The sequence below is a fragment of the Micromonospora solifontis genome (assembly GCF_003725545.1).
In the GTDB taxonomy this organism is placed as follows: Bacteria; Actinomycetota; Actinomycetes; order Mycobacteriales; family Micromonosporaceae; genus Micromonospora; species Micromonospora solifontis.
The window spans coordinates 1-18,868 of sequence record NZ_RJLN01000091.1 but is presented as its reverse complement, the minus strand read 5'-3'; the positions used below and the strand labels follow the sequence as shown (position 1 = coordinate 18,868).

At 72.8% G+C, this 18,868-nt stretch carries 15 protein-coding genes and 2 pseudogenes; 11 read left to right on the top strand and 6 right to left on the bottom strand.

The features are described 5' to 3' along the window. Both EFE23_RS23440 and EFE23_RS23435 read left to right on the top strand, forming a co-directional pair. Positions 1-606, top strand: a pseudogene (locus tag EFE23_RS23440) (hypothetical protein); the annotation flags it as partial. A gap of 85 nt (positions 607-691) precedes the next feature. Then, positions 692-2,161 (top strand): cryptochrome/photolyase family protein, encoded by a 1,470-nt coding sequence (locus EFE23_RS23435; protein ID WP_123243087.1) that lies wholly within the window; start codon positions 692-694, stop codon positions 2,159-2,161. A 15-nt stretch (positions 2,162-2,176) separates the two neighbouring features. Here EFE23_RS23435 and EFE23_RS23430 read toward each other — a convergent pair whose 3' ends face one another. Together EFE23_RS23430 and ileS are read right to left on the bottom strand one after the other, a co-directional pair. Next, on the bottom strand, positions 2,177-2,878 hold the full coding sequence (locus EFE23_RS23430) for a lysophospholipid acyltransferase family protein (RefSeq protein WP_123243086.1): 702 nt from the start codon (positions 2,876-2,878) through the stop codon (positions 2,177-2,179). Positions 2,879-3,036: 158 nt separating this feature from the next. Then, positions 3,037-6,183 carry an isoleucine--tRNA ligase gene (ileS, locus tag EFE23_RS23425; protein ID WP_123243085.1) on the bottom strand — a complete coding sequence of 1,049 codons (3,147 nt, stop codon included), beginning with the start codon at positions 6,181-6,183 and terminating at the stop codon, positions 3,037-3,039. 296 nt (positions 6,184-6,479) lie between these two features. Between ileS and EFE23_RS29475 the strand changes: the two genes are divergently transcribed. The 7 genes and pseudogenes from EFE23_RS29475 to sigJ all read left to right on the top strand — a co-directional run bounded on the left by EFE23_RS29475 (position 6,480) and on the right by sigJ (position 11,679). Then, positions 6,480-7,496 (top strand): ArsR/SmtB family transcription factor, encoded by a 1,017-nt coding sequence (locus EFE23_RS29475; RefSeq protein WP_123243084.1) that lies wholly within the window; start codon positions 6,480-6,482, stop codon positions 7,494-7,496. A gap of 60 nt (positions 7,497-7,556) precedes the next feature. Further along, positions 7,557-8,009: pseudogene (locus EFE23_RS29135) on the top strand (ATP-binding cassette domain-containing protein); the annotation flags it as partial. A gap of 91 nt (positions 8,010-8,100) precedes the next feature. After that, entirely contained in the window at positions 8,101-8,571 is a 471-nt protein-coding gene (locus tag EFE23_RS29130) for an ATP-binding protein DrrA1-3 family domain-containing protein (protein WP_233601119.1), read from the top strand. Further along, the gene (locus EFE23_RS23405; RefSeq protein ID WP_233601117.1) at positions 8,568-9,338 is read left to right on the top strand and encodes an ABC transporter permease; all 771 of its coding nucleotides are present in this window, start codon (positions 8,568-8,570) and stop codon (positions 9,336-9,338) included. Before EFE23_RS29130 ends, EFE23_RS23405 begins: the two co-directional genes overlap by 4 nt. A gap of 11 nt (positions 9,339-9,349) precedes the next feature. Next, positions 9,350-10,135 carry an ABC transporter permease gene (locus EFE23_RS23400; protein ID WP_123243083.1) on the top strand — a complete coding sequence of 262 codons (786 nt, stop codon included), beginning with the start codon at positions 9,350-9,352 and terminating at the stop codon, positions 10,133-10,135. A gap of 222 nt (positions 10,136-10,357) precedes the next feature. Further along, positions 10,358-10,798: a carboxymuconolactone decarboxylase family protein gene (locus EFE23_RS23395; RefSeq protein ID WP_123243082.1), complete on the top strand. Its 441-nt coding sequence runs from the start codon at positions 10,358-10,360 to the stop codon at positions 10,796-10,798. Continuing rightward, positions 10,795-11,679: an RNA polymerase sigma factor SigJ gene (gene sigJ, locus EFE23_RS23390; RefSeq protein WP_233601116.1), complete on the top strand. Its 885-nt coding sequence runs from the start codon at positions 10,795-10,797 to the stop codon at positions 11,677-11,679. Before EFE23_RS23395 ends, sigJ begins: the two co-directional genes overlap by 4 nt. Positions 11,680-11,732: 53 nt before the next feature. Here sigJ and ndk read toward each other — a convergent pair whose 3' ends face one another. Next, complete coding sequence (gene ndk, locus EFE23_RS23385; RefSeq protein WP_123243081.1) at positions 11,733-12,158, bottom strand: nucleoside-diphosphate kinase; 426 nt, start codon at positions 12,156-12,158, stop codon at positions 11,733-11,735. Between the two features lie 144 nt (positions 12,159-12,302). Here ndk and EFE23_RS23380 point away from each other — a divergent pair, with 144 nt between their 5' ends. Next, positions 12,303-13,547: a VOC family protein gene (locus tag EFE23_RS23380; protein WP_123243080.1), complete on the top strand. Its 1,245-nt coding sequence runs from the start codon at positions 12,303-12,305 to the stop codon at positions 13,545-13,547. Positions 13,548-13,573: 26 nt separating this feature from the next. On the opposite strand, the gene EFE23_RS23375 is transcribed toward EFE23_RS23380, so the two are convergent. Genes EFE23_RS23375 through EFE23_RS23365 form a run of 3 tightly spaced genes read right to left on the bottom strand, consistent with a single transcriptional unit; the run spans position 13,574 to position 18,022 of the window. Next, the gene (locus EFE23_RS23375; protein WP_123243079.1) at positions 13,574-14,014 is read right to left on the bottom strand and encodes a DUF4233 domain-containing protein; all 441 of its coding nucleotides are present in this window, start codon (positions 14,012-14,014) and stop codon (positions 13,574-13,576) included. After that, complete coding sequence (locus tag EFE23_RS23370; RefSeq protein ID WP_123243078.1) at positions 14,011-15,345, bottom strand: bifunctional folylpolyglutamate synthase/dihydrofolate synthase; 1,335 nt, start codon at positions 15,343-15,345, stop codon at positions 14,011-14,013. Before EFE23_RS23370 ends, EFE23_RS23375 begins: the two co-directional genes overlap by 4 nt. Before the next feature lie 58 nt (positions 15,346-15,403). Further along, a complete protein-coding gene (locus EFE23_RS23365; protein ID WP_123243077.1) occupies positions 15,404-18,022 on the bottom strand; it encodes a valine--tRNA ligase in 2,619 nt (872 codons plus the stop codon). Between the two features lie 69 nt (positions 18,023-18,091). Between EFE23_RS23365 and EFE23_RS23360 the strand changes: the two genes are divergently transcribed. Beyond that, positions 18,092-18,772 carry a hypothetical protein gene (locus tag EFE23_RS23360; protein WP_123243088.1) on the top strand — a complete coding sequence of 227 codons (681 nt, stop codon included), beginning with the start codon at positions 18,092-18,094 and terminating at the stop codon, positions 18,770-18,772. The last annotated feature ends 96 nt before the right edge of the window (positions 18,773-18,868 follow it).

Genomic DNA, 18,868 nt, shown 5'->3' with positions numbered 1-18,868 from the left:
ACCGCGCCGCCCGGGTGGCGGCCACCCAAGGGGTACGTGGCCGTCCCGGTCCGCCGCCGGCGCCGCTGGCCCTGGGTGCTGCTGCTCACCGTCGCCTGCTGCTGCGGCGTCCCGCTCTGGTGGGCGGCGCCGGTCTCCAGCCAGTACCCGGCCAGCGCCGCGCTGCCGGATCAGGCCCACGGCCTGCGGTTGCGGGACGACGAGCGCAGCCAGGCCACCGCCGAGCAGCTGAGAAACGAGGTACGCAAGGCACACCTGCTCGCCGAGGACACCTTCGCCGGGGTCTACGGCACGAGCGACGGTAAGCGGGTGGCCCTCTTCGGCGGCACCGGGTTCCGGCTGACCCCCGAGTCGGACGCCGACGCCGAGATCGCCCGGCTGAAGGACCAGTACGCGCTGGGCGACGCGGTGCCGGTGGAGACCAACGTCCGGGGCCGCTACGAGCGCTGCGCGGTGGGCCGGATGGACGGCGACGCGGTGGTGGTCTGCACCTCGGTGGACCACGGCAGCCTGACCACCGGCGTCTTCACCCGGCTCTCCGTGGAGGACAGCGCCCGCCTGCTCGACCAGCTCCGCGCCGAGGTGGTCACCCCGAAGCAGTCCTGATCGGCGACGCTGAGTAAGGTTTCGAACACGTAAAGGTCTTACGATTCTCCCTCGCGCTTTGGGCGTTTCAGGGGAGAATTGGGACATGTCGCGGCGTTGGCTCTTCGCCGATCAGCTGGGGCCGCACTTCCTCGACGACCGGGCCCAACCGGTCCTGCTGATCGAGTCCAAGGCGGTCTTCCGCCGCCGCGTCTACCACCGGCAGAAGGCGCACCTGATCCTCTCCGCGCTCCGCCACCGCGCCGCCGAGCTGGGTGACCAGGCGATCTTCCTGCGCGCCGAGACGTACGGGCAGGCGTTGCGGAAGGTCCGCGAGCCGCTGGAGGTCTGCCACCCGACCTCCCGCGCCGCCCTGGCGTTCGTCCGCGACCTGGATCGGGTCACCGTGCTGCCGGCCCGGGGGTACGTGACCAGCCTGGAGGACTTCGCCGACTGGGCCGACAGCCGCCGGGGCGCGTTGCGGATGGAGTCCTTCTACCGGTTCGCCCGGGACCACCACCGGGTGCTCCTCGACGGCCCCGACCCGGTGGGCGGCCGGTGGAGCTACGACACCGAGAACCGCGAGGCGCCGCCGAAGGACGGGGAGCTGGACGTGCCGGCCGCGCCGATGCCGAAGGAGGACGACATCGACGCGGAGGTCCGGGCCGACCTGGACCACTGGGAGCGGGAGGGCATCCGGTTCGCCGGCCGGGACGGCCCGCGCCGCTTCCCCGCCACCACCAAGGAGGCCAAGGCCCGGCTGCGGCACTTCCTCCGGCACCGGCTGGCCGCGTTCGGCCCGTACGAGGACGCCATGCTCGCCGGCGACCCCTGGCTGGCGCACAGCATGCTCTCCGCCGCGTTCAACCTGGGCCTGCTGGACCCGATGGAGGCGGTCCGGGGCGCCGAGCAGGCGTACCGGAAGCAGGGCGCGCCGCTGGCCAGCGTGGAGGGCTTCATCCGGCAGGTGATGGGCTGGCGGGACTACATCTGGCACACCTACTGGTACTTCGAGCCGTCCTGGCGCAGCAGCAACGAGTTGGGCGCGCGACGCTCGCTGCCGGGCTGGTGGCAGGACCTGGACGCGGACGCGGTCGACGCGCACTGCCTCCACGACGTGCTCGCCGGCGTCCGGGACCGGGCCTGGGTGCACCACATTCCCCGGCTGATGGTGCTCGGCAACTACGCCCTGCAACGGGGTTGGCGCCCGGCCGAGCTGGTCGAGTGGTTCCGGACCCGCTTCGTCGACGGCTACGACTGGGTGATGACCGGCAACGTGGTGGGCATGAGCCAGTACGCCGACCTGGGCCGGATGACCACCAAGCCGTACGTCTCCGGGGGCGCGTACATCAACCGGATGAGCGACTACTGCGGCGGCTGCCGGTACGACCCGAAAAAACGGCTCGGCCCGGACGCCTGCCCGTTCACGGCCGGCTACTGGGCCTTCCTGGCGGCCAACCGCAGCCGGATCCCGGCCAACGCCCGGATGGCCCGCACCATGAAGCAGATGGAGCGCCTCACCGACCTGGACGCCGTGGTCGCCCAGGAGAAGCAGCGCGGCAGCGACCCGCCCTGACCGGCCGGCGGCGGGTCAGGAGGCGGGGTCGGTGGTGGGGTCGGCGGTCGGCTCGGTGCGCTTGGGGGCGTAGCGGGGCACGTACTCCTGGCCGGTGAGCTTCTGGATCTCGGCCATCAGCTCGTCGGTCATCGCGCGCAGCGACGTCCGGTCGTCGGAGCGGCCGGTGAAGTCCAGCGGCTTGCCGAACCTGATGGTGATCTTGGCCTTGCCCGGTCGGGGCACCCGGGTCCCGATGGGCTGGGCCTTGTCGGTGCCCGTCACGCCGACCGGGATGACGGGCACCCCGGCGGCCAGCGCGAGCCGCGCCGTGCCGGTCCGCCCCCGGTAGAGCCGGCCGTCCGGGGAGCGGGTCCCCTCCGGGTAGACGGCCACCAGGTCACCGGCCTTGAGCACCGGGATGGCGGCGTCGAACGCGGAGAGCGCCGCCCGGCCGCCGGCCCGCTCGACCGGGATGGCACCCAGCCCGGTGAGCACGAACTTGGAGAACGCGCCCTTCACGCCGGTGCCCCGGAAGTACTCCGACTTGGCCCAGAAGGCCAGGTGCCGGGGCACCACGGTGCCGAGGAGCAGCTCGTCGGCGACGGAGAGGTGATTGCCCGCGAAGATCGCGCCGCCGGTCGCCGGGATGTGCTCCAACCCCTCCACGTGCGGACGGAAGGCCAACCGCAGCGTGGGCGCCACGGTGAGCTTGCCGATGGTGTAGAGCAGCGGCACGGGTCCTCCGGCGGTCGTACAGGAAACAGGCGCTGTCACGGTAGCGGACGCCGCCACCGTCGGCCGACGGGGTGGCCGGCAGTCCACCCGCTGGTGCGGGTGTCAGGAAGGGGCCCCTCCGCTACCGAATGCGTCGAGAAGGGGCCCTTCCTCACCGTTCATACCCGCCGGACGGCCACCGTCACCGGCTCACCCTCGCCGACCTCGCCGGCGAAGCCCTCGACGCCCTCGGCGAAGTCGACCGTGTCGGCCAGCACCTCCCGGGCCACGAAGTCGGTGTACGCGGCCACCGCCGCGCGCACCTCCTCCGACGCCGAGACCGCGACCGCGATCCGGTCCGAAACGTCCAGGTCGGCGTCCCGGCGGGCCTGCTGCACCACCCGGACCACGTCCCGGGCCAGCCCCTCGGCGGCCAGCTCCGGGGTGACCTCGGTGTCCAGCACGACCACGCCCTCGCCGCCCGGCAGCGGCGCGGAGTGCTCGGCGTCGGCGGCGACCAGGCGCAGCTCGTACTCGCCCTCGGCGAGGGTGATCCCGGCAGCGACCGGGGCGCCGTCGACCAGCTCCCACTCCCCCGCCTTGACCGCCTTGATCACCTGCTGGACCGCCTTACCGACCCGCGGGCCGAGCGCCCGCGGCACCACGGTCAGCACCTGCTGGCAGTACGCCTGCACCTCGTCGGTGAGGTCGACCTCCTTCACGTTGACCTCGTCGGCGACCAGGTCGGCGAAGGGCCGCAGCTGGGCGGCGACCGGCGAGGCCACGGTCAGCTTCGACAGCGGCAGCCGGACCCGCAGCCCCTTCGCCTTGCGCAGCGACAGCGCCACCGAGGCGACCGACCGCACGTTGTCCATCGCCGAGACGAGGTCGTGGTCGGCCGGGAACTCGTCCGCCGACGGCCAGTCGGTCAGGTGCACCGACCGCTCGCCGGTGAGGCCGCGCCAGATCTCCTCCGCGGTCAGCGGCGCCAGCGGCGCCACCACCCGGCAGAGCGTCTCCAGCACCGTCCACAGGGTGTCGAAGGCGTCGGCGTCCCCGGACCAGAACCGGTCCCGCGAGCGACGCACGTACCAGTTGGTGAGTGCGTCCAGGTAGGACCGGACGGTGCCGCACGCGCCGGAGATGTCGTACGCGTCCATCTGCGCGCCGACCGTCGCCACCAGCTCGTTCGTCTTCGCCAGCACGTAGCGGTCGAGCAGGTGCGTCGAGTCGGTCCGACGGCGCGCGGGGTAGCCGTCCGCGTTGGCGTAGAGCGAGAAGAAGTACCAGACGTTCCAGAGCGGCAGCAGCACCTGCCGCACCGCGTCCCGGATGCCCGCCTCGGTCACCGACATGTCACCGCCGCGCAGCACCGGCGACGACATCAGCATCCAGCGCATCGCGTCCGACCCGTACGAGTCGAAGACGTGGTAGACGTCCGGGTAGTTGCGCAGGCTCTTGGACATCTTGCGCCCGTCCGAGCCGAGCAGGATGCCGTGGCTGAGGCAGTTGCGGAACGCCGGCCGGTCGAACAGCGCGGTGGCCAGCACGTGCATGGTGTAGAACCAGCCGCGGGTCTGTCCGATGTACTCGACGATGAAGTCGCCCGGGTAGTGGTGCTCGAACCACTCGCGGTTCTCGAACGGGTAGTGCACCTGGGCGAACGGCATCGAGCCGGACTCGAACCAGCAGTCCAGCACCTCCGGCACCCGGCGCATCATCGACTTGCCGGTCGGATCGTCGGGGTTCGGGCGGACCAGGTCGTCCACCGCCGGCCGGTGTAGGTCGGTCAGGCGTACGCCGAAGTCCCGCTCGAGGTCGGCCAGCGAGCCGTACACGTCGACCCGCGGGTGGTTCGGGTCGTCCGACTTCCACACCGGGATCGGCGAGCCCCAGAACCGGTTCCGGCTGATCGACCAGTCCCGGGCGTTGGCCAGCCACTTGCCGAACGAGCCGTCCTTGATGTGCCCCGGGGTCCAGTTGATCTGCTGGTTCAGCTCGACCATCCGGTCCTTGAACCTGGTGACCGCGACGAACCAGGACGACACCGCCTTGTAGACCAGCGGCGTGTCGCAGCGCCAGCAGTGCGGGTAGGAGTGGGTGTAGGTGTCCTGCTTGAGCACCACCCCCCGCTCCTTCAGCTCCCGGATCACCGGCTTGTTCACGTCGAAGACCTGCTCGCCCTGGTACGGCGGGACCAGCGCGGTGAACCGGGTGTGGTCGTCCACCGTGACGACGGTCGGGATGCCGGCCGCGTTGCAGGTGTTCTGGTCGTCCTCGCCGAAGGCCGGCGCCAGGTGCACGATCCCGGTGCCGTCCTCGGTGGTGACGAAGTCCGCGCCGAGCACCTGGTACGCGTTCGGCCCGGCCTGCTCGACCAGGAAGTCGTAGAGCGGGGCGTAGCGGCGCCCGACCAGGTCCCGGCCGTACACCGTGCCGACCCGCTCGTACCCCTCCAGCTCCTTGGCGTACGCGCCGAGCCGGGCGGCGCCGACCAGGTAGCGGTCGCCGTCGCGGTCCAGCACCGCGTACTCGATGTCGGGGCCGACGGCGAGCGCCAGGTTGGACGGCAGGGTCCACGGCGTGGTGGTCCAGACGCCCAGCCGGACCGGGCCGCGCACCGGCTCCGGAGCGGACTCGTCGCCGGTCAGCTCGAACCAGACCGTCAGGGTCGGGTCGTGCCGGTCCTTGTAGACGTCGTCCATCCGGGTCTCGGTGTTCGACAGCGGCGTCTCACACCGCCAGCAGTACGCCAGCACCCGGAAGCCCTCGTAGACCAGACCCTTGTCGTGCAGGGTCTTGAAGGCCCACATGACGCTCTCCATGTAGTCCAGGTCGAGCGTCTTGTAGTCGTTGGCGAAGTCGACCCAGCGGGCCTGCCGGGTGACGTACCGCTCCCAGTCCTGGGTGAACTCCAGCACCGAGGTGCGGCAGGCCTCGTTGAACCGGGCCACGCCGAGGTCGAGGATCTCCGCCTTGCTGGTGATGCCGAGCTGCTTCTCGGCCACCACCTCGGCCGGCAGGCCGTGGCAGTCCCAGCCGAACCGGCGCTCGACGTGCTTGCCGCGCATGGTCTGGTAGCGCGGCACCACGTCCTTGACGTACCCGGTGAAGAGGTGGCCGTAGTGCGGCAGGCCGTTGGCGAACGGCGGGCCGTCGTAGAAGACGTACTCGTTCTTCCCGTTCTCCCCGGCGGGGCGGGCCTCGACCGACGCCTCGAAGGTCTTGTCGGCCGTCCAGTGCTCCAGGACCCGGCGCTCGACCGCGGGCAGGTCCGGGCTCGCCGGCACGCCGGCGGCGGTCGGGTCGTGCAACGGATAGGCCATCGGGGGTCGCTCTCCTCAGCAGCTCACTCGTGTCGTGGGTCTGCGAGGACGAGCCCGTTTCCGGTACGCCGTGACCGGCGTGCCCGGGGCAAGGCCCGCGGTACCACCCCGCTTGGCGGCCAAGGTGCGACCGCCCGCTCGTTGGCCGGCTGTGACGGGCCGGTCCCGTCCGGTTCTACTGGGCCGGTCACCCGGCTGTTCTTCCGGAGGCTCGCCGGTGATGGCCGGGTCGTCGCCTGTGTGCCGTCAAGCGTACTCGATCGGGTGCGGAGACCGCCGCCGAGTAATCTCGGCTCGTGATCCGGATCGAGTTGGACGAGCCGACGCTGGCCCGTACCCGGATCGCCACCAGCCCGCTCTGGGAGGTGCTGACCAGCCTCTACCTGCTGAAGCGGAACCCGGAGGAAATGCCCTGGCCGTACACCGGCTGGGCGCGGCACGCCCGCCGGGTGCTGACCGAGGTGCCGGAGACGGCACCCGCCCTGCTGCTCACCGCCGACTCCCGCGCCCCGGACTTCCTCACCCCGGTCCCGCCGTCGCCCGCCCCCACCCTGGCCGAGGAACTGGCCGCGCTGCGGGCCACCCCGGCCGAGGTGATCGCCGAGCAGATCCCCCGCTACCACGACCCGGACGACCTGCCGGGCTGGCTGCGCCCGTTCGTCACCGACCGGCTGGCCGCCCTGCACCGGTTGGCGGACGGCATCCAGGCGTACTGGGACGCGGCCATCGCGCCATGGTGGCCGGCGATGCGGGCGGCGCTGGACGAGGAGGTGCTGCATCGGGCCCGGGCGCTCGCCGCGGACGGCCCGGACGCCCTCCTGGCCGACCTGCACAAGCGGGTGCGCTGGGAGCGACCGACGCTCACCCTGGTCAAACCCCTGGAGCACAGCTTCCGGGCGGTGGACAAGCGGCTGCTGCTGATCCCGCTGATCTTCTCCCGGGGCGCCCTGGCCTGCTCCACCGACCACCCGGAGATCGTCGCGGTCTCCTACCAGGCCCGCGGCGCCGCCGTGCTGGCCGAGACCACGCCCGACCGGCGGCCCGCCGACGACGGACCGGACCGGTTGGCGGTCCTGGTCGGCCGGGGCCGGGCCCAGGTGCTGCGGGCGCTGGCCCGGCCCGCCACCACCGCCGGGCTGGCCGCCACCCTCGGGCTCGCCCCGAGCACCGTCTCCGAGCATCTCGCCGCGCTGCTCGCCGCCGGCGTGGTGCACCGCCGCCGGGCCGGACGGCGCGTGCTGTACGGCCTGGAGCCGGCCGGCCTGGCCCTGGTCACCCTCCTCGGGGCGGACCCGGCCACCGTGTCCGCCTGAGGATTCGGCCGACGCCGAATTCGTTTCCCCGGCCCGTCCGCTTTCCCTAGATTCGCCGCCATGAGCGAGTACGCGATCGAGGCGGCCGGGCTGCGCCGCACCTACCGCAGCCGGACGGGATGGTTACGACCCCAGCGCCGGGAGGTGGAGGCGGTCCGCGGCGTCGACCTGACGGTCGGCAACGGGGAGCTGTTCGGCCTGCTCGGTCCGAACGGCGCTGGGAAGACCACCACCATCAAGCTGCTGAACACCCTGCTCATCCCGACCGCCGGCACCGCCCGGGTGTGCGGCCACGACGTGGTCACCCAGACCCGGGAGGTACGCCGCCGGATCGGTTACGTCTTCGGCGGTGACCGGGGCCTCTACGATCGGCTCTCCGCGCTGGACAACCTGCGCTACTTCGCCGAGCTGTACGGCGTGCCGGGACGGGAGCAGAAGCCGCGGATCGCCGAGCTGCTGGAGCTGGTCCGGCTGGCCGGCCGGGAGCACGAGCGGGTGGAGGGGTACTCCCGGGGCATGCGGCAGCGCCTGCACATCGCCCGGGGCCTGCTGCACCGGCCGCGGGTGCTCTTCCCTCGACGAGCCGTCCATCGGGGTCGACCCGGTGGCCGCCCGGGAGCTGCGGCAGACCGTCGCGGACCTGGCCGCCACCGGCACCACCGTGCTGCTGACCACGCACTACATGGCCGAGGCGGACGAGCTCTGCGACCGGATCGCGGTGATCGCCAACGGCGCCATCCAGGCGCTGGGCACCCCGGCCGAGCTGCGGCACCACGCCGACGGCCGGCAGGTGCTGGAGGTCGAGGCGTACGGGGTGAGCGACGACCGGCTCGCCGCGATCCACGCCCTGCCCGGGGTACGCGAGGCGAGCGTGACGGTCACCGGCGCGGCCCAGGTGCTGACCGTGCAGTCCGACGCGGGGGTGGACGTGCAGGCGGACGTGCTGCGCGAGCTGGACGGGGTCCGGCTGGGTCGGGTCAGCGCCCGCCGGCCCACCCTGGAGGACGCGTACGTGGCGATCGTCAACCGGGTGGACGCCCCGGCGGCCCGCCCGGTCGAGGCGGTGCCGGCGTGAACCTGCTCCGCATGATCGGGGTGGGCCTGCTGCTGCACACCAAGCAGCTCAGCCGCTCCTCGTTCGAGATCGCCACCGCATTGATCGTGCCGGTGGTGCAGGCGACCCTGGCGGTCTACCTGTTCCGGGCCGGCGGCGAGCCGGGCCGGCTGCTGGAGGCCGCCGTGGGCGCCGGGCTGATGGGCGTGTGGTCGTCGGTGCTGTTCGGCTCCGGGGGCGCCATCCAGCGGCAGCGCTGGCAGGGCACCCTGGAGATGATCATGCTGGCGCCCCGCCCGCCGGCGCTGATGGTCCTGCCGATCACCCTGGCCACCGCGGTCACCGGCACGTACGCCATGCTCGCCACCCTGCTCTGGGGTCGGTTGCTCTACGGCGTCCCGCTGGACTTCGCGCACCCGCTGCTGTTCCTGATCGCGGTCCCCGGCTGTGTGCTCGGGCTCGGCATGTTCGGCCTGCTGCTCGCCTCCACGTTCGTGCTGATGCGCAACGCGAACGCGCTGACCAACACCCTCGAATACCCGATCTGGCTGGTCTCCGGGATGCTGGTGCCGCTCACCGTGCTGCCCGGCTGGACCGGCCCGATCGCGGCCGTGCTGCCGACCACCTGGGGGGCCCGCGCGGTGCACGAGGCGGCCGTCGGCGGCCCGGTCTGGCCGTCGCTGGGCATCTGCCTGGCGATCAGCCTCGGCTGCCTGGTCGCGGGCGCCCTGATGATGACCTACGTCGAGCGACGGGCCCGCGCCGCGGCGACCCTCGCGCTGGCCTGAGGGGGACGACGATGGCACTCTTCCGGCTGATCGGCACCGGCGGCGTGATCGCCTACCGGGCCCTGTTCAACTGGACCACCCCGGCCATGTTCATCGGCTCGCTGCTGGTGGGCCCGATCTTCCAGCTGCTCTTCTTCGCCTACCTGGGCCGGCAGCTCGGGGTCGCCGACGACCGCTTCTACATCGTCGGCAACGCGGTGCTCGCCGCCTCGCTCTCCTGCGTCTTCGGCGGCACCATGGCGGTGGCCAACGAGCGGCGCTTCGGCACCCTGGGGCACGTGCTGCTCTCCCCGCGCAGCCGCACCGCCGTCTTCCTCGGCCGGGTCCTGCCGTACGCGGGCAACGGCCTGCTCATCGCGGTGAGCACGCTGACCGTCGGTTCGCTCCTGCTCGGGCTGCGGATGCCGCCGGCGGCCCTGCCGGCGCTGTTCGCGACCCTCGCGGTGGCGGCGCTGTCCTGCGGCTTCTTCGGCCTCACCCTGGGCGCGCTGGGGTTGCGGTTCCGGGACGTCTGGGTGGTCTCCAACGTCTCGGTGGCGCTGCTGCTCCTGCTCACCGGCGTGAACGTGCCCGCCGCCGGGCTGCCCGGCTGGATGCGCGCGGTGGGCGAGGCGCTGCCCATCACCCACGCCGCGCAGGCCGCCCGCCACCTGGCCGCCGGCGAGGGCCTCGCGGCGGCCGCCCCGGCGATCGCCGCCGAGGCCACCGTCGGCCTCGGCTACGCCCTCCTGGCGGCCGCCCTCCTCAAACTCTTCGAAGCCGAATCCCGCCGCCGCGCCTCCCTAGACACCCTCTAACCCCCCCACCCCCCACCCCCCCGCCCCACCCCCACCCCCACCCCCACCGCCCCGCCCCGCTGATCATGGAGTTAGCGGCACCTGCGGAGATCCACATCGCCGTCAACTTCATGATCGACGGGAGTGAGCGGGGGTCATGAGGAGCGTCACAGCCGTGGGGTGTCACGCCGGGTGGAGCCCGGTTCGTCGTGGGGGCCTAGGGACGACACGAGGGAGGCGGCGATGAGCCGGATCAACATTGCGACGGTGGCTCCGGAGGCGTACCGGGCGGTGCTCGGGCTGGAGAAGTACCTCCACGCCAACCTGGACCACACCGTGCTGGAGCTGGTGAAGCTGCGCGCGTCGATGCTCAACGGCTGCTCGTTCTGCGTGGACATGCACAGCCGCGAGGCGCTCGCGGCCGGGGAGGACAGCCGGCGACTGTTCGCCGTAGCCGCCTGGCGGGAGGCGCCGTTCTTCTCCGAGCGGGAGCGGGCCGCGCTGGCGCTGACCGACGCGGTCACCCGGCTCGGCGAGCACGGCGTGCCGGACGAGGTGTGGGACGCCGCCGCGAAGGTCTGGTCGGAGAAGGAACTGGCCGACCTGGTTATCGCGATCGCCACAATCAACGTGTGGAATCGGATCTCGGTGACCAGTCAGACGCAGCCGCCGGCCGAGGTGTGACGGCACCCGCGGCGGCGCAGGCGGCCGGTGCGCTCACCGCGCACCGGCCGATGCTGCTCGGGCTGGCCTACCGGCTGCTCGGCAGCCTGCACGACGCCGAGGACGTGCTCCAGGAGGCGTACCTGCGCTGGGTCGACGTCGACCGGGAGTCGGTCGCCGAGCCGCGCCGGTACCTGTCCCGGGTGGTCACCCGGCTGGCGCTGGACCGGCTCCGGGCCCGGCAGGCCGCCCGGGAGACGTACGTCGGCCCGTGGCTGCCCGAGCCGGTGCCCACCGACCCGTCGCCGTTCGGGCCGCTGGACACCGTCGAACTACGCGAGTCGCTCTCCACCGCCCTGCTGCACCTGCTGGAGCGGCTCACCCCGCCGGAGCGGGCGGTGTACGTCCTGCACACCGCCTTCGACCTGCCGTACGCCGAGATCGGCGACATCCTGGACCGGTCGGCGGCGGACTGCCGCCAGCTGCACCACCGCGCGGTGGCCCGGCTCGCCGACGAACGGCGGCGCTTCACCGCCGACCCGGCCGAGCAGCGGCGGCTGCTGGACGCCTTCCTCGCCGCCGCCCGCGAGGGTGACCTCGCCCGGCTGACCGAACTGGTGGCCGCCGACGCGACCGCGTGGAGCGACGGCGGCGGGCGGGTCCGCGCGGCCCGGAACCCGCTGCACGGGGTGGACCGGATCGCCCGCTTCTTCGCCGGCGTGTACGGCCCCCGCCGGCCCGGGGTACGGGCCACGCCGGTCGAGCTGAACGGCGCCCCGGCCCTGCTGGTGACCTGGCCGACCGGCAGCCGCTACACGCTCGCCGCCACCACCGCCGACGGCCGGATCACCGGCCTCTACCTGGTCGGCAACCCGGACAAGCTGACCCGCGTACCCGGCTGAGCACGCGCGCCGGCCCCGGCCCGCGACGGGGACCGGGGCCGGCGACGAGCAGATCAGCCGAGCTCGGGGAACCAGAGAGCGATCTCGCGCTTGGCGCTGTCTACCGAGTCGGAGGCGTGCACCAGGTTCTCCCGGTTGGACAGGGAGAAGTCGCCCCGGATGGTGCCGGCGGCGGCCTTGCGGCCGTCGGTGCTGCCGATCATCGCGCGCACCACCTCGATCACCTGGTCGCCGGAGAGCACCAGGGCCACCAGCGGGCCGCCGGTCATGAAGGCCTTCAGCGGCGGGTAGAACGGCTTGTCCACGTGCTCCGCGTAGTGCTGGTCGGCGAAGTCGCCGTCCATCGTCCGGGACACCATCGCGTCGATCCGCAGGCCCTTGCGCTCGAACCGGGCGAGGATCTCCCCCACCAGACCGCGGCGGACCGCGTCGGGCTTGATCAGTACGAGCGTGCGCTCGTCCGGGCTGCTGCTGGACACGCTGGGTTCCTCCTGTGCGCGGAAGCGGGTCGGGCTGGGTACGGTCAGCCTAGCGACCCGGTCCCGGCGCCAGGTCGGCGGCCGCTCTTTCCCTCGGTCGCCGATCCGGCCTAGCCTGGCCCTGGAACCCCTGGGAGGTCCACTGTGGCGAATGGCGGGAACCGGACCATCGCGCCGGTACGCAAGCTGATCGGCGCGGTGCTGGGCACCGTGGCGACCTTCATCACGCTGTTCGGCCTGGGCATGACCAGCTGGGCCATCGTGGCGCTCGGCGTGGCGCTGCTCGTGCTCGCCATCGCCCTGGCCACCGTACGCGGCGGCGGGCGCACCTGGGTCGTCGGGCTGGGCCACGTGCACAGCGCCTCCGAGCCGCCCACCCAGTACGCGTTCGGCCGTTGCGAGCTGCAACTGGTGATCGACGCGCCGGGGCTGCCACCCCGCTCCAAGAAGATCATCGAACCCCGGGTCCCGGTCGCCAAGTGGCCCTCGCTGGGCCAGGCCCTGCCGATCCGGGTCGCCCTCGACGACCAGCGGCACGTCCGCGTGCTCTGGGACGAGGTGCCCACCCACGCCGAGAGCGCCGCCGCCGTCGCCGACCTGCCACCCGAGTACGCCGGCCCGGAACCGGTGGAGGAGGTTCTGATCCCCCAGGAGGCGCCGCCGTGGGCCGACCGGGCCCCGGAGGACGACTTCCGCGACGACTTCCCGCCCGCGCCGGACCCGATCCTCGACGACGTCGTCGGGCTGGCCGAGGAGCGTGAGCCGGTGGTGGTGCACCAGCGTCCCGGCGGCCCGAAGGTGCTGGAGGGCGAGCTGGTCGAGCCGGTGACGGCCCCGCTGCCCCACCGGGCCCCGGCGCCGCGCCCGCCCGCGGAGGAACGGTTCGACACCGTGCCGGTCGACCCGATCGACGTCGCGCTGGACGAACCCGCCGCCGAGGCGCCACCCACCCCGGAGGAGCTGGACGAGGCGATCTTCGGCCCGGCCGGCGACGAGCCCGCCGGGATGGCCGGCAGCCCGATCAGCGGCGTCGGGATCACCCTGCTCGTCACCGACCTGGACCGGTCCCTCGACTTCTACCGCGACCTCGGCTTCGAGGAGCTGGACCGGGGCGCCGGCAATGCCGTCCTCACCTCCGGGCCGACCCGCCTGGTGCTGCGCCGGGTGACCGGGGCCGCGCCGATCAGCCGCCGGCTGGTCCACGTCAACCTGGAGGTCGACGACATCCAGGCGGCCTACCAGCGGCTGCGCGACTCCGGCGTCCGGTTCACCTACGCCCCCCGGGTCGTGAACCGGGGCACCAAGCTGGAGGTGTGGGCGGCCGCCTTCAAGGACCCGGACGGGCACGGGGTGGCGCTCACCCAGTGGCGCACCCTGGCCGACGTCTGATCTCCGCCGCCAGCGGCGGCGGCGCCTCAGCCGAGGATGACCCGCCGCACGTGCAGCGCGTACGCCCACACCAGGGCGAACATGACGCCCAGCACGAGCAGGGACCAGTGCAGCAGCCCGGAGAGCAGCAGCAGGCCCTGCAGGACGGTGCCGGCGGGCCACGCCCACGACCGCTTCATCTGCCCGGCCAGCAGGACGCAGGCGACCGCCAGCCCCACGATCGCGCCGATGGCCGCACCGCTCAGGTGCCCGCCGACCACCCGGATCGGTTGGATCGCCAGCAGCAGCACCAGCGCCTCCAGCGCCAGCGTCCCCGCGCCCAGTCCGCGCACCGCCCGCTCCGGGTTGCGCAGTCCCGAGCGCCGCTGCCCCGGCCCGGCCGACCCCTCGACTCCGGTCCGTGGCTCGTCCGCCGGCCCGCCGGCCGGCCCGTCCGCCACGCCCGGCCGCTCCTCCGGGCCGGTCATCGCTTGAGCAGCCGGCGGGCGTCGGCCACGGTCACCACCGATCCGGTGATCAGCACCCCGACGCCGGCCAGCTCGCCGGGCACGTCGGACTCGGCCTCCGCGACGGCCGCCTCGATGGCGTCCGGCATCTCCTCGGCGACCTGCACCCGCTCCGGCCCGAAGACCTCACGGGCCAGCGCGGCCAGCTCGTCGACGGGCATCGCCCGGGGTGAGCTGTTCGCGGTCACCACGATCGAGTCGAGCACCGGCTCCAGCAGCTCCAGCAGGCTCGCCGCGTCCTTGTCGCCGAGCACGGCGAGCACGCCGACCAGCTTGCTGAACGCGAACTCCTCCTGCAGCGCGGTGACCGTGGCGGTCATCCCGTGCGGATTGTGCGCGCCGTCGAGCAGGATCGTCGGGGCGGTACGCACCTTCTCCAGCCGCCCCGGCGAGCTGGCCGCGGCGAAGCCCTCCCGGACCGCCTCGACGTCGAGCTGCCGGCGCGCCCCGGCGCCCAGGAACGCCTCCACGGCGGCGAGCGCGACGGCCGCGTTCTGCGCCTGGTGCGCGCCGTGCAGCGGGATGAAGATCTCCTCGTACACCCCGCCCAGGCCCTGGATGGTGAGCACCTGGCCGCCGACGGCGACCGACCGGCGCAGCACCCCGAACTCGGCGCCCTCCCGGGCGACGGTGGCGCCGACCTCGGCGCAGCGCTCCAGGATCGGCCGGGCGGCCTCCTCCTCCTGGGCCGCCGCGATCACCGTGGCGCCCTTGTGGATGATCCCGGCCTTGTGCAGCGCGATGTCCTCGATGGTGTCGCCGAGCCACTCGGTGTGGTCCAGCCCGATCGGGGTGATCACCGCGACCCCGGCCTGGATCACGTTGGTGGCGTCCTCGGCGCCGCCCAGCCCCACCTCCACCACGGCGACGTCGACCGGCGCGTCGGCGAACGTGGCGAACGCCAGCGCCGTGGTCATGTCGAAGTAGGTCAGCGGCTCGGCGGAGCGCTGGTCGACCAGCTCGGCCAGCGGCGCCACCTCCCGGTACGTGGCGACGAACCGCTCCTCGCTGACCGGCTCGCCGTCCAGGCTGATCCGCTCCCGGACGGTCTCCAGGTGCGGGCTGGTGTAGCGGCCGGTGTGCAGCCCGAACGCGCGCAGCAGGGAGTCGATCATCCGGGCCGTGGAGGTCTTGCCGTTCGTCCCGGTCAGGTGGATCGACGGGTACGCCCGCTGCGGGCTGCCGAGCAGGTCGAGCAGGGTCTCGATCTTCTCCAGCTCGAAGTGCATCCGGGTGAAGCCGCGCGCGTTGAGCGCGGCCTCCACCTCGGCGAATTCGGTGCGATCGGTCATGCGGAGCCACCTTTCGTTCGCGACTGCGGGGCTCGCAACCCCGGCTCACTCCTCGCGCTCACGAGGGCAACGCCGCCAGGGCGGCGTCGATGCGGACCAGGTCGGCCTCGGCCACCGCGAGCCGCTCCCGGATCTTGGCGACCACGTGCTCGGGGGCCTTGCCGACGAACGCCGGGTTGTCCAGCTTCGCCCGCGCCTGCGCGACCTCCTTCTCGGCGGCCGCCCGGTCCTTGGTGAGCCGGGCCCGCTCGGCGGCCACGTCGATCGACCCCCGGGTGTCCAGCGCGACGGTCACCTCGCCGGGCATGGCGAGGGTGGCGCTGGCCTGGAAGTCGTCGCCGGCGGCGTCGAGCCGGACCAGCGACCGGATCAGCGGCTCGTGCGCGGCGATCCCGGCCCCGGCGAGGCCGTCGAGCCGGGCCGCCACCCGCTGCGTCGGGCGCAGCCCCTGGTCGGACCGGAACCGCCGGATCTCGGTCACCACCCGCTGCAGGGTGCCGACCTCGCCCTCCGCGGCGTCGTCGATTCCGGTACGGTCGGCCACCGGCCAGGCCGCCTTCATCACCGTCTCGCCGCCGGTGAGCGCCGTCCACAGCTCCTCGGTGACGAACGGGATGACCGGGTGCAGCAGGCGCAGCAGCTGGTCCAGCACGTGCCCGAGCACCCGCCGGGTGGCCTCGGCGACCGGGCCGCCCTCGGCGAGCACCGGCTTGCTCAGCTCCACGTACCAGTCGCAGACGTCGTCCCAGGCGAAGTGGTAGAGCAGGTCGCAGACCTTGGCGAACTCGTACGCCTCGAACTGCTCGTCCACCTCGGCGGTGACGTGCGCCAGCCGGGACAGGATCCACCGGTCGACGGTCGACAGGGTGCCCGCCTCGGGCAGCGGCCCGTCGGTGTGCGCGCCGTTCAGCAGCGCGAACCGGGTGGCGTTCCAGAGCTTGTTGCAGAAGTTGCGGGAGCCCTGGCACCACTCCTCGCTGACCGGCACGTCCTGCCCGGGGTTGGCGCCCCGGGCCAGGGTGAACCGGGTGGCGTCGGCGCCGAACCGGTCGATCCAGTCCAGCGGGTCCACCACGTTCCCGAACGACTTCGACATCTTCTTGCCGTGCTCGTCGCGGACCATGCCGTGCAGGGCGACCACGTCGAACGGCTGCACGCCGTCCATCGCGTACAGGCCGAACATCATCATCCGGGCGACCCAGAAGAAGAGGATGTCGTAGCCGGTGACCAGCACGCTGGTCGGGTAGAACTTCGCCAGGTCGGGCGTGCGCTCCGGCCAGCCCAGCGTGGAGAACGGCCACAGGCCGCTGGAGAACCAGGTGTCCAGGACGTCCTCGTCCTGCCGCCACCCCTCGCCGGTCGGCGGCTGCTCGTCGGGGCCGACGCAGACGATCTCGCCGTCCGGGCCGTACCAGACCGGGATGCGGTGGCCCCACCAGAGCTGCCGGGAGATGCACCAGTCGTGCATGTTGTCGACCCAGGCGAAGTAGCGCTTGGCCAGCTCGGCCGGCTCGATCTTGACCCGGCCGTCGCGGACCGCGTCGCCGGCCGCCTTGGCCAGCGGGGCGGTGTTGACGAACCACTGCAGCGACAGCCGCGGCTCGACCGTCGTCTTGCACCGCGAGCAGTGCCCCACCGCGTGCACGTACGGCCGCTTCTCGGCCACGATCAGGCCCTGCTCCCGCAGCGCGGCGACGATCGCCGGACGGGCCTCGTACCGGTCCAGGCCCTCGAACGGGCCCGGCGCCGTGATGATGCCCCGCTCGTCCATGATCGTCAGGGACGGCAGGTCGTGCCGCTGACCGATCTCGAAGTCGTTCGGGTCGTGCGCCGGGGTCACCTTGACCATGCCGGTGCCGAAGCTGGGGTCGACGTGCGGGTCGGCGACGATCGGGATCCGCCGGTCGGTCAGCGGCAGCGCCACCTCGGTGCCGATGAGGTGCTGGTACCGCTCGTCGTCCGGGTGCACGGCGACCGCGGTGTCGCCGAGCATCGTCTCGGCCCGGGTGGTGGCCACCACGACGTCGTCGCTGTAGCGGATCGAGATCAGCTCGCCCTCGTCGTCGGTGTGCTCCACCTCGATGTCGGACAGCGCGGTGAGGCACCGCGGGCACCAGTTGATGATGCGGTTCGCCCGGTAGATCAGGCCGTCGTCGAAGAGCTTCTTGAACATGGTCTGGACGGCACGGGACAGGCCCTCGTCCATGGTGAAGCGCTCGCGGTCCCAGTCGACCGCGTCGCCGAGGCGCCGCATCTGGCCCAGGATCGCGCCGCCGGACTCGGCCTTCCACTGCCAGACCCGCTCGACGAACTTCTCCCGGCCGAGGTCGTGCCGGGACAGGCCCTCGCCGGCGAGCTGCCGCTCGACCAGGTTCTGGGTGGCGATGCCGGCGTGGTCCATGCCGGGCAGCCAGAGCGCCTCGTAACCCTGCATCCGCTTCCGCCGGCTCAGCGCGTCCATCAGGGTGTGCTCGAACGCGTGGCCCATGTGCAGCGAGCCGGTGACGTTCGGCGGCGGGATGACGATGGTGAAGGGGGGCTTGTAGCTCTCCGCCGATGCCCGGAAGTGGCCGGCGGCTACCCACTGCTCGTACCGTCGCTGCTCTACCTCGCCGGGCTGGTACTGGCCGGCAAGGGTCGGGGCGTCGGGGCGTCGGGCATCCAGTCTCTCGGTCACCCTGAAAGTCTACGGAGCGCTTTCGCGGACCCGACGTGTGCCACCTCCTGTTCGCGTACGGTGGCGGACATGTCCGACGCACATCTCACCGAGCGGCCGGTCGACGAGGGGCCGGAGCCCGTCGACCTGACCGACGAGCCGATCCAGCTGAGCCGCCGCGACCCGGCGCTGGAGCCCGACGCCGCACGGCCCGCCTCGCGCCGGCGCCGGATCGCGCTCGGTGCCGCCCTGCTGGTCGGCCTCGCCGGTCTCGGTGCACTGGGCGTCGGCGGCTGGCGGGTGCTGGCGCAGAAGGACACCACGCTGAACCCGCCGGCGAAGCTCGCCGGGCTGACCCGGGACGACAGTGACCGGGCCCGCACCACCGCGGACTACCTCCGGGACGGCTTCGCGGCCGACATCGATCTGGACCGCAGCTTCGGCACGGTCTACAGCGATCCGGCGGATGCGAGGCGGGCGGTGCTCGTCTTCGGCGGTACGACCCTGCTCTGGCAGCCGGAGCGCGACCTGGACAGCCTTTTCGGGCTGATGGCCGACGAGACCGGCAAGGTGACCGGGCTGCGCGAGGTCGACGCCGGACGCCTGGGCGGCGTGATGAAGTGCGGTACGACCAGCGGTGACGGCGGGGACTTCGCGGTCTGCGGGTGGGCCGACCACGGCAGCGTGGTGATGGGGATGTTCCCGGGGCGGTCCGTCGACGACTCGGCCGGACTGTTCCGCGAGCTGCGGGAAGGCATCCAGCGCCGCTGAACCTCGTCCCGTCGCGACACCGGAACGCCGCCGCTCGCCGGCGGCGTTTTCGATTCTGGAAGAAGTCCCGGAAATGCGTTGAGGGCCACCCCCGGT

Excerpts from the sequence above, each read along its gene's own strand:
- EFE23_RS23435 (WP_123243087.1), top strand. The coding sequence starts at position 692 with ATGTCGCGGCGTTGGCTCTTCGCCGATCAGCTGGGGCCGCACTTCCTC.
- EFE23_RS23370 (WP_123243078.1), bottom strand. The coding sequence starts at position 15,345 with ATGACCGATCGCACCGAATTCGCCGAGGTGGAGGCCGCGCTCAACGCG.
- EFE23_RS23400 (WP_123243083.1), top strand. The coding sequence starts at position 9,350 with ATGGCACTCTTCCGGCTGATCGGCACCGGCGGCGTGATCGCCTACCGG.
- EFE23_RS23395 (WP_123243082.1), top strand. The coding sequence starts at position 10,358 with ATGAGCCGGATCAACATTGCGACGGTGGCTCCGGAGGCGTACCGGGCG.
- ileS (WP_123243085.1), bottom strand. The coding sequence starts at position 6,183 with ATGGCCTATCCGTTGCACGACCCGACCGCCGCCGGCGTGCCGGCGAGC.
- EFE23_RS23360 (WP_123243088.1), top strand. The coding sequence starts at position 18,092 with ATGTCCGACGCACATCTCACCGAGCGGCCGGTCGACGAGGGGCCGGAG.
- EFE23_RS23375 (WP_123243079.1), bottom strand. The coding sequence starts at position 14,014 with ATGACCGGCCCGGAGGAGCGGCCGGGCGTGGCGGACGGGCCGGCCGGC.